The sequence below is a fragment of the Caulobacter sp. D5 genome, assembly GCF_003185805.1.
Classification (GTDB): domain Bacteria; phylum Pseudomonadota; class Alphaproteobacteria; order Caulobacterales; family Caulobacteraceae; genus Caulobacter.
This window is the reverse complement of sequence record NZ_QHJY01000343.1, coordinates 1-5,806: the sequence shown is the minus strand read 5'-3', so window position 1 is coordinate 5,806 and position 5,806 is coordinate 1. Positions and strand designations below refer to the sequence as shown.

2 protein-coding genes and 1 pseudogene are annotated in these 5,806 nt (G+C 67.4%); 2 read left to right on the top strand and 1 reads right to left on the bottom strand.

The window, feature by feature from the left end:
• Positions 1–205: pseudogene (locus DMC18_RS20170) on the top strand (hypothetical protein); the annotation flags it as partial.
• A gap of 126 nt (positions 206–331) precedes the next feature.
• Here the strand turns inward: DMC18_RS20170 and rpoD are convergent.
• The gene (gene rpoD / locus DMC18_RS20165) at positions 332–2,287 is read right to left on the bottom strand and encodes an RNA polymerase sigma factor RpoD (RefSeq protein ID WP_110121310.1); all 1,956 of its coding nucleotides are present in this window, start codon (positions 2,285–2,287) and stop codon (positions 332–334) included.
• A gap of 591 nt (positions 2,288–2,878) precedes the next feature.
• On the opposite strand from rpoD, the gene DMC18_RS20160 reads away from it, so the two are divergent.
• The gene (locus DMC18_RS20160) at positions 2,879–5,662 is read left to right on the top strand and encodes a PAS domain S-box protein (RefSeq protein WP_158285945.1); all 2,784 of its coding nucleotides are present in this window, start codon (positions 2,879–2,881) and stop codon (positions 5,660–5,662) included.
• Positions 5,663–5,806: the final 144 nt, after the last annotated feature.

The window sequence follows — 5,806 nt, the reverse complement described above, 5'->3', positions numbered from 1 at the left end:
CCTGAGCGCCACCGGCGCGGCCAGCCGCGACGGCGTCTCGGGTTCGACCGGCGGTTCGGGCTCGTCCAGCGCCTCGACCAAGAAGGGCGGGACCAGCCAGTCGGGCTCGCTGGGCCTCACCGGCTCGGCCTCGCGCAGCGGCGCCAGCGCCTCGGCCAACGGCGGCGGCTCGGGCTCGGCCGACATCAAGACCGGCAACAACTAAGCCGGCTGCTCCGTCGACCTAGGGACGGCTTCTCCCCCGGGGCCGTCCCGCTTCTTCGGAGTTCCAAAAAGAAAAGGCGGCGTCCTCGCGGGCGCCGCCTTCGTCTTGTCTAGTCTGTGAGGCCGATCAGCTGTCGAGGAAGCTGCGCAGCTTCCGCGACCGCGAGGGGTGCTTCAGCTTGCGAAGCGCCTTGGCCTCGATCTGGCGGATCCGTTCGCGGGTCACCGAGAACTGCTGGCCGACTTCTTCCAGCGTGTGGTCGGTGTTCATGCCGATGCCGAAGCGCATCCGCAGAACACGTTCTTCCCGCGGGGTCAGCGACGCGAGCACTCGCGTCGTGGTCTCACGAAGATTGCTCTGGATGGCCGCGTCGATCGGCAGGACGGCGTTCTTGTCCTCGATGAAGTCGCCCAGGTGGCTGTCTTCCTCGTCGCCGATCGGCGTTTCGAGCGAGATCGGCTCCTTGGCGATCTTCAGGACCTTGCGCACCTTTTCCAGCGGCATGGCCAGCTTTTCGGCCAGCTCTTCCGGGGTCGGCTCGCGGCCGATCTCGTGCAGCATCTGGCGGCTGGTGCGGACGATCTTGTTGATCGTCTCGATCATGTGCACCGGGATGCGGATGGTCCGCGCCTGGTCGGCGATCGAGCGGGTGATGGCCTGACGGATCCACCAGGTGGCGTAGGTCGAGAACTTGTAGCCGCGGCGATATTCGAACTTATCGACGGCCTTCATCAGGCCGATGTTGCCTTCCTGGATCAGGTCCAGGAACTGCAGGCCGCGGTTGGTGTACTTCTTGGCGATCGAGATCACGAGGCGCAGGTTGGCCTCGACCATTTCCTTCTTGGCCTGACGGGCCTCGCGCTCGCCCTTCTGCACGGTCTGGACGATGCGACGGTAGTCGTCGATCGGCACGCCGGTTTCGGTGGCGAGGGCGGCGATCTCCTGGCGGATGTCGCCGACCGAGCTGGTGTCGTTCTCGACGAACTTGGTCCAGCGCACGCCCATGCCCTTCACCTGGTCGACCCAGGTGGGGTTCAGTTCGGAACCGAAATAGGCCTTCAGGAACTCGCCGCGGCTGATGCCGTAGCTGTCGGCCAGGCGCAGCAGGCGGCCTTCCAGGCCGATCAGGCGCTTGTTGATCGCATAGAGCTGCTCGACCAGAGCCTCGATGCGGTTGTTGTTCAGCTTCAGCGTCTTCAGATGCTGGATGATCGTCGCCGACAGGCCCTCGTAGGCCTTGCGGTCGGCGTCGGACAGGTCCTCGCCCTTCAGGCGGCTGCCGACCAGCTTGTCCTGCAGCTTGCGGAAGGTCTCGAACTCGCTGGCGATGGCGTCGAGAATGGCCATGACGCCTTCGCGCAGTTCGCCTTCCATGGCGCTGACGGTCGGACCGGCGCCGTCGTCGAAGTCGTCCTCGTCCTCGCCTTCGCCCTCGGGCTTGGCTTCGCCGGCTTCGTCGTCGACGGGTTCGGCCGGACCTTCGTCGTCCTCGGCCGCCGGGGTCGCCGCGCCGCCGTTGATGGCCGCGTAGGTGCCTTCCAGGTCGATGACTTCACGCAGCAGGATGCGGCCGGTGCTCAGTTCCTCGCGCCACACCATGATGGCTTCGAAGGTCAGGGCGCTTTCGCAGAGACCGCGGATCATCGTGTCGCGGCCGGCCTCGATGCGCTTGGCGATGGCGATTTCGCCCTCGCGGCTCAGCAGTTCGACCGAGCCCATCTCGCGCAGGTACATCCGCACCGGGTCGTCGGTGCGGTCGTAGGCGGCCGGCTTGTCGCTGGTGATGACCGTGGTGTTCTCGTCGCGGGTGGCGACTTCGCCGCCCTCGGCGTTCTCGGCGTCTTCCTCGGCCTCGACGACGTTGACGCCCATCTCGCTGAGCATCGCCAGGGTGTCTTCGATGGCGTCGGGGCTGACTTCTTCCGAAGGCAGCACCTTGTTCAGCTCGTCCATCGTGACGTAGCCGCGGGCTTTCGCCTGCTTGATGAACTTCTTTACGCCGGCGTCGGTCAGGTCGAGCAGAGGGCCGTCACCACCGGTGGCTTCGGGCGCTTCGGTCTCGGCCGTGGAATTGTTGCTCATCAAGCTCTCCGAAATCGACGCCGCCCCTTACCGCGAGGGACGGGCCGAGAATGCTTCAACATGTCGCCGGCCTTCCGCGGATCCTCGCGAGTTCGGGTCGGCGACTGCTTCCAAGGGTTAGGACCCCGCTGCGCAGGCGCTCCAAGCTTCCAGCATCATCGATGAAAAAAATTTCGACGTTCTGTGAACTAACGCACGAAAAACCACGGGGTAACGCTCCGCGCGAAATTGGCGGAGGGCGGGCGGCTTCGAGCGCGGCGTTCATGAACGTCGACCTTTCGGACCGACGACCGCTGGGACTTGGCGCGGCGAGGATGACATCCTGTTTCAAGCAGGGCGCGCGCTGTGCGTTGGCGGCCCGATCGATGTCAAATCAGCTGCGTGGCAAATCCTTGAGTCGGCAAATGGCCGTGGGTGACGCCCGTGTCAAGATGGCGGGCGCGAAGTTGGCCGTTTCTCGCCGTTCCACGAGGCGAGAAGCGCGGAGGAGTCGCCGCCTGGTGGATGCGTCCGTATGCCACGCCGGGGCCTTAACCGTGTCGCATACCGCCGCTCTATAAAGTGCCGCGCATGACACAGGGCGGAAAGGTCATGGATAGGGAGACGCGCAGGCTCGCGGCCTTGAAATCCTATCAGGTGCTCGACACCCCGCGCGATCCCGCGCTGGACCGCCTGACCGCGCTGGCCGGCAACCTGTTCGGCGCGCCGATCGCCCTGGTCTCTCTGGTCGACGACGAACGTCAGTGGTTCAAGGCCCGGGTCGGGCTGGACGTCGAGTCCACCAGCCGCGACATCGCCTTCTGCACCCACGCCATCGAGATGGGGCCCAACGCGGTGATGGTGGTCGAGGACGCTGCGCGCGATCCCCGCTTCGCAGGCAATCCGCTGGTCACCGGCGATCCCGACATCCGCTTCTACGCCGGCGCCACCCTGACGACGAAGGACGGCGACAATCTCGGCACGCTGTGCGTCATCGACGACAAGCCGCGCCCGCGCCCCTCCGACGCCGAACTGGAGCGGCTGAAGCTGCTGGCGGGCGTGGTCGTCGACGAGTTCGAGCTGACCAAGGCCAACCGACAGGCGCGCGAGAAGCAGCGCCTGCTTGAGATCGCCGAGAGCATGGCCAAGGTCGGCCACTGGCGCTACGACCTTGCGACCGGCCTGACGACCTGGTCCGACGCCGTCTACGAGATCCACGGCCTGCCGCGCGGCAGCTTCGACCCGCAGATCGACGACGCCATCGCCTATTATCATCCCGAAGACCGCGACCAGGTGCGCGATTGCCTGCAGAGGGCGATCGACACGCGCAGCGGCTTCGAGTTCCAGCTGCGTCTCCAGCGCCCCGACGGCGTGCTGCGCCACGTGGCGGCGAAGGCGGTCTGCGAGGAGGGGCCGGACGGCCAGCCGGTGGCCCTGATCGGCCTGTTGCAGGACGTCACCGACCATGTCGAGGCCCTGCACGCGGTCGAGCGCAGCGCCAGGCGCTACAGGCTGCTGACCGAGAACGCCAACGACCTCGTCACCAAGATGGATCGCGAGGGTCGCTTCACCTACGTCTCGCCGGCGGTGAAGGTGGTGACCGGCTACACGATGGAGGAGGTCGTCGGCCGCCGCGCCATCGAGTTCATTCATCCCGACGACCACGAGCGGGTGCAGGCGGCCTTCGCCGACCTGCCGACCGGTCCCTCGGCCTGGCGCATCGAATACCGCATCCTCTGCAAGGACGGCTCGGTGCGCTGGATGGAGGCGCGGCCGACCCTGGCCCGCGATCCGCTGACCGGCCAGATGAGCGCCGTCACCGACGTGATCCGCGACATCACCGACCACAAGGCCGCCGAGATCGCCCTGGCCGAAAGCGAGGCCCGCTACAGGCTGCTGGCCGACAACGCCATCGACATGATCTCGCGCTTCACGCCCGACGGCGCGATCTCCTACATCACGCCCAGCTGCCGGCGCGTGCTGGGCTACGAGCCCGAGGAAATGGTCGGCCGGCGGGTCATCGACATGACCCATCCCGACGACAAGGGCGTGCTCGTCGACTACTACCGCGACCTGATCGCCCGCGGTCCCGGCGTCGTCGCCGAACCCTTCCACTTTCGCGGCCAGGCCAAAGACGGGCGCTGGGTCTGGCTGGAAGGCCAGCCGACCCTGTTCTTCGACGAGAACGGCGTTCTGACCGGCATCCAGGACGTCGTTCGCGACGTCACCTCGCGCAAGGCCCTGGAGGCGCAGCTGCAGCAGGCCCGGGCCGAGGCCGAAGCCGCCGCCGGGGTGAAGGCCGAGTTCCTGTCCAACATGAGCCACGAGCTGCGCACGCCGCTGACGGCGGTGCTGGGCTTTTCGCGGATGATCGAGGCGCAGCCCGAACTGGCGCCGTCCACCCGCGCTTGGGTCGCCAAGACCCTGGCCGCCGGCCAGGCCCTGCTGTCGACGGTCAACGACATCCTCGACTTCTCCAAGCTCGAGGCCGGTCAGGTCGAGATCGACCTGGAGTCGTGCGACGCCCGGACCTTGCTCGGCGACGCCCTGTCGCTGTTCTCGCTGCAGGCCGAGGCCAAGGGCGTGGCCCTGGTGGCCGACGGCCTGGAGGGCTTGCCGGCCAGCCTGGTGCTCGACCCCGACCGCGTGCGTCAGGTGCTGCTCAACCTGCTGGGCAACGCCATGAAGTTCACCGACGCCGGGGCGGTGGAGCTGCGCGCGGTCCATGCCGACGGCCGCCTGGTCGTGACGGTGTCGGACACTGGTCCTGGCATGCCGGCCGAGCGCCTGGGCGAGCTCTTCAAGCGGTTCTCGCAGATCGACGGCTCGTCCACCCGCCGCCATGGCGGCACGGGCCTGGGCCTGGCCATCTGCAAGGGTCTGGTCGAGGCCATGGGCGGCGAAATCGGCGTCGACAGCGCGCTGGGGCAGGGGGCCAGGTTCTGGTTCAGCCTCCCGGCCGCCGTGGCCGAAGCGCCCAGGGCCATCGAGCGTCTGGGCGGGCCGGCTCTGGACCTTCCCGCCGGTTGCCGGGTGCTGGTGGTCGACGACAATCAGGTCAACCGCGAACTGGTCAGCGCGGTGCTGGAGGGTTTCGACGTCGAGCTGGCCCAGGCCGCCGATGGTCAGGCGGCGATCGACGCAGCCTGGCTGCAAGCGTTCGACGTCATCCTGATGGACCTGCGTATGCCGCTGATGGACGGCGAGACCGCCGCGCGCCGCATCCGCGAGGGCGGCGGTCCCAGCAGTGACGCTTCGATCCTGGCCTTCTCGGCCGACGCCGATCCAAAGCTCTCCGACGGCCTGTTCGACGGCGTCCTGGCCAAGCCCCTGGAGATCGGCGCGCTCCTGGGCGGCATCGCCGCGGCGCTGGAGCGCGAGCGCAGGGCGGCGTAACGATTTCCCTCTCCCCTTGCGGGAGAGGGTGGCCTCGCAAGGAGGTCGGGTGAGGGGTCTCTCAGAAATCTAAGCTGCCTGCAGCGGCCAAGCTGGGTGGGGTGTCTCATGTCTGAGAGACCCCTCATCCGTCGGCTATCGCCG

Coding starts and splice junctions, on each gene's coding strand:
- DMC18_RS20160 (WP_158285945.1), top strand. CDS start 2,879: ATGGATAGGGAGACGCGCAGGCTCGCGGCCTTGAAATCCTATCAGGTG.
- rpoD (WP_110121310.1), bottom strand. CDS start 2,287: ATGAGCAACAATTCCACGGCCGAGACCGAAGCGCCCGAAGCCACCGGT.